Source organism: Sulfurihydrogenibium sp. (assembly GCF_028276765.1).
Classification (GTDB): domain Bacteria; phylum Aquificota; class Aquificia; order Aquificales; family Hydrogenothermaceae; genus Sulfurihydrogenibium.
Map to the genome: position 1 here is coordinate 1 of NZ_JAPYVU010000079.1, position 4,140 is coordinate 4,140.

At 30.3% G+C, this 4,140-nt stretch carries 5 protein-coding genes and 1 tRNA gene; 5 read left to right on the top strand and 1 reads right to left on the bottom strand.

The window, feature by feature from the left end; all coding sequences use genetic code 11:
* Window positions 1-160 precede the first annotated feature (160 nt).
* The 5 genes from Q0929_RS08825 (at window position 161) to mtnP (ending at window position 2,985) form a co-directional block, all read left to right on the top strand.
* Entirely contained in the window at window positions 161-1,099 is a 939-nt protein-coding gene (locus tag Q0929_RS08825; RefSeq protein WP_299240067.1) for a DDE-type integrase/transposase/recombinase, read from the top strand.
* Window positions 1,089-1,280, top strand: coding sequence for an integrase core domain-containing protein (locus Q0929_RS08830; RefSeq protein WP_299240070.1), 192 nt, complete (start codon window positions 1,089-1,091; stop codon window positions 1,278-1,280). The genes Q0929_RS08825 and Q0929_RS08830 overlap by 11 nt, the downstream gene beginning before the upstream one ends.
* Window positions 1,281-1,324: 44 nt before the next feature.
* Window positions 1,325-1,398, top strand: a tRNA-Ile gene (locus Q0929_RS08835).
* Between the two features lie 27 nt (window positions 1,399-1,425).
* Complete coding sequence (locus Q0929_RS08840; RefSeq protein WP_299240072.1) at window positions 1,426-2,136, top strand: C4-type zinc ribbon domain-containing protein; 711 nt, start codon at window positions 1,426-1,428, stop codon at window positions 2,134-2,136.
* Between the two features lie 9 nt (window positions 2,137-2,145).
* The gene (gene mtnP / locus Q0929_RS08845; protein WP_299240074.1) at window positions 2,146-2,985 is read left to right on the top strand and encodes an S-methyl-5'-thioadenosine phosphorylase; all 840 of its coding nucleotides are present in this window, start codon (window positions 2,146-2,148) and stop codon (window positions 2,983-2,985) included.
* On the opposite strand, the gene Q0929_RS08850 is transcribed toward mtnP, so the two are convergent.
* A complete protein-coding gene (locus tag Q0929_RS08850) occupies window positions 2,978-3,907 on the bottom strand; it encodes a ferritin-like domain-containing protein (protein ID WP_299240076.1) in 930 nt (309 codons plus the stop codon). The genes mtnP and Q0929_RS08850 overlap by 8 nt on opposite strands.
* Window positions 3,908-4,140: the final 233 nt, after the last annotated feature.

The window sequence follows — 4,140 nt, forward strand, 5'->3', positions numbered from 1 at the left end:
CTTATTAATAGGTTTTTAACAATGAATAATTATTAGCGTAGTGTATAATTAATTAAAGAAAAGCAATAAAACGTATGCAGAAAAAAATAGACTATTCTATGATTTTCTATTATTGGACAAAGCAATAAGAATTTAAAATTATGAAAATTGGAGGATAAAGATGAGAAAGAAAATAGGAACATCTACCTACATTCAGAGAATTAATACACTTGAAAGAAAGCTTTTAAAACAGGTAAAAGAATTAGATGATGTTATGCAAAAACATCCAGAAATAATCTTTAGATTACAAGTTGTAGAATTTGCTTTAAAACACTCAGTAAAACTTGCAGTGGAAGCTTTTGGTGTATCAAAATCTACCATATACAGATGGATTAAAAATTATAAAAGCAGTAATAACAATCCTTTATCTTTAAAAAATCGTTATGTATCAAAAAAAGGAATGAAATTAGAAAAATTACAAAAAATAACAGAAAAACATAAACAGTTAGTTTTAGAAATCAGGAAAAAACACCCTAAGCTTGGAAAAGAAAAAATAAAGGTTTTACTTGATGAGCTTTGTAAGCAGCACAATATTCCTACAATATCTGCAAGTTCCATAGGAAATATAATAAAGATGCTTAAAGATGAAAGGAAGTTAAATCATGATTATGCCAGGCAAAGAATCACAATCAATGGAAGAACTGGAAAGCTAATGGTGAAAGAAGATAAAAAGAAAACAAAGAAAGATAGATATAAAGACAAAAAACCAACAAAACCAGGAGAATTGGTACAAATAGATACTAAGCATGAATATGTAAATGGTAGAAAAGTTTATATCTTTGTAGCCAAAGATGTAAAAACAAGAATGTCCTTTACTTTTGCATATGACAGGCTAAATAGTAAAAATGCAAAAGACTTTTTAGAGAAATTAATAAACGTAATGCCATTTGAGATAAAAGGTATACAGACAGATAACGGAAGTGAATTCTTAGGTGAGTTTACCAAAGCATTAAAGAAAAAAGATATAAAACATTATTTTAACTATCCAAGATATCCAAAAGGACAAGCATATGTAGAGAGAATGAAGGACATTACAAGAAGAGTTTGTGATGTACTATGAAGATTATGTAGAAGATATTTACGAGTTTAATAAAAAGATGTTGCAATATATGCTATGGTATAACACAGAAAGACCTCATCATAGTTTGAACAAAAAATCACCTTTACAATACTTTTGTGATATTATGAATTCAAGAAAATCGGAATTTTCCCAAACCGGTATAACCTATACATCTAATTGACAATCCCTAGAAAATGTATTATATTATTTATTCCGAAATCAAAGGGGCCCGTAGCTCAGTTGGTTAGAGCAGACGGCTCATAACCGTCCGGCCGGGGGTTCGAGTCCCTCCGGGCCCATAAATCTAAAATTACATCGGAGAAAGAATGGATAGCGTTACAGCATCAAAATTATTAAACCTCCAAGAACTTGATAACCAGATAGAAAACATAAATTCAGAATTAGAAAAAATTCCGGCAGAAATAGAAAAACTTCAAAAAGAAATTGAATCTTTGAAAATTAAGCATGACCAACTTATCCATAGAAAAAAAGAGTTAGAGTTTCAAAAAAAAGAAAAAGAATTAGACATTCAAACATTTCAAGACAGAATAGCAAAGCTTGAAATAGCTTTAAACAAAGTAAAAAGTAATGAAGAGTATAAAGCCCTGCTGAGAGAAAAAGCTCAAGCTGAAGAAAATATCATCCATTTAGAAGATGAAATTCTTCAATTAATGGCAGAGATAGAAAATTTAGCAAAAGAGATTAATGAGTTTGAAAGGATTAAAGAAGAAAAAATCAAAGAATTAGAAAATGAAATTAAAGCTCTAAATTCCAAAAAAACTCAATTAGAAGAAGAGCTTAATAAACTCATCAACCAAAGACAAGAATTAATCAAAACCATAAAACCACAAGCTTTAAACCAGTACGAGAATATCAAGAAAAGAGTAAAAAATAAAGTCATAGCGATAGTTGAAGACCAAGTATGTACCGGCTGTTATATGGTAATCCCGCCAAAAATATTTACAGAACTTTTAAAGTCAGAAAAATTATTTACTTGTCCTAACTGTGGCAGATATCTATTTTACGAGTCTAAATAAGGAGTTTTTATGTTAGGGGTAATAGGTGGTAGCGGACTTTACCAAATTGATGGAATTGAAATCTTAGATGAGATAGCAATAAAAACGCCTTTTGGAGAACCATCAGATAAATATATCATTACTCAATACAAGGGTAGAAAAATAGTTTTTTTGCCAAGACATGGAAAAGGTCATAAATATCCACCCCAATTGATAAATTTTAGAGCTAATATATGGGGGTTTAGAAAGCTGGGAGTGGATAAAATTTTATCCATCTCTGCGGTTGGTGGAATTAATCCTAATTTAAACCCCGGGGATTTTGTAATATCTGACCAATTTATTGACTTTACTAAGTCAAGAGTTCAAACTTTTTATGAAGGTATTTACTCAAAAAATGACGATACTGAAATAAAGGACGAAGTTTTTGAATTTTTAAACAGTAAAAGAGTTGTTCATATAGATGTAACAGACCCTTTTTGCCCGGAAATGAGAGATGTTTTAATAAAAGTGTGCGATAAAAATAACTTTCCTTTTCATCAAAAAGGTGTTTATGCAGCCACGGAAGGACCAAGACTTGAAACATCAGCTGAAATAAAATTTTTAAAATTAATTGGTGCTGATATAGTTGGGATGACCCTTGTGCCGGAGATTGTTCTTGCAAGAGAGTTAAAAATGCATTTTGCTTCTATCAGCGTTGTGACGAACCTTGCAGCAGGTATATCACAAAATAGATTAACATCTGACGAAGTTGTGGAAATGATGAAAGAAAAAAATGAGCAGATAAAAACTGTCGTGTTAAATTTTATAGAAAACCTTCCAGAAAGATTTAATTGTGAATGTGAAAATGTGCTAAAAGGAGCTGCTATTTAGCTCCTTTTTTAAATAAACTGCCAACAGTAAAAGCTGATATTATCTTAGAATGTTCTTTTTCTGTAAGGTCGCTTCTTTCTAAGAATTCTTTTAAATCTTTGTAATGTATTTCTCTTTTTGAGATCCTTTCTAAAATCCATTTTAAACTTTCTTCTTCGGTTTTTTCTGAAAGTTCTTTAAACTCTTGTGAAGATATATCTTCTTCTTGTGCATTGTACTCTACTATTTGATTGATTTGATTAATCTTTTCAACTTTTGGTAAAGATACGTCAATTTCTATTCCATTCTCTGTTAGCTCTTCAGCTATCCAGCCAAAGTGTTTCATTTTATCTATTGCTTTTTGTTCTAATTCGTTGCTTAAATGGGGATTCTTAAATCTTGTTATGAATGATTGGTAAAGCTCTTCTAAAATCTTTTTGTATTGTTTTTGTAGTACAGTATTTAATAACTGTGCTATTTCCATTCTTTCTTGCTCGGCTTGTGAAGAAGATGTTTTGATTAATTGTTTTAAATTCTCTTTCATTTTCATAAATATCTGGCTATGGGCTGTCTCATCATTTATGACTCTTGAAAGAATTCTTTTACACGATTCATCATTTATATCATTTAACTGGTTTGAATATTCTTTAATAGCCATTAGTTCTGCATCAATGTTAAGCTGCATTAATTCTTCTAAGGTTGGAGCATGTAAGAATACAGATGCTCTTTCAGAAATTGCAGGGTCTCCGCCAAGTTCAACAACTTTATGGGCAAACATTCTTAGATGCCTCATCTCTTCTCTTGCTATTTCTTCAATTTCGTTTTCTGTTTCAGCTTCTCCAATTGTGTAGGCATGAAATAAATACTGAATGATTGCGCTATGCTCTAAGGCTATATTGTAGTTGAAATAATTAATTATTTTTTCTCTTTCTATGTCTTTCATTTTTATCTCCTGTTTTTATTTTTCTTTCTAATAATAATGTTTGAATTTAAAAATGTCAATTCAAAATGGAGAGTTTTCCAAAATTTTTACAAGTTTACCCTTATCCGTCATCGTATATTAAGTATACCAAAAATTTTTAAACTTTAAGAGAATAAGTTTTATAATAATTACAGACATGGGAGAAAAAAGGAAGGACAGATCAAGTTTCTGTCATTGGTCTTTTAAGACCGTTC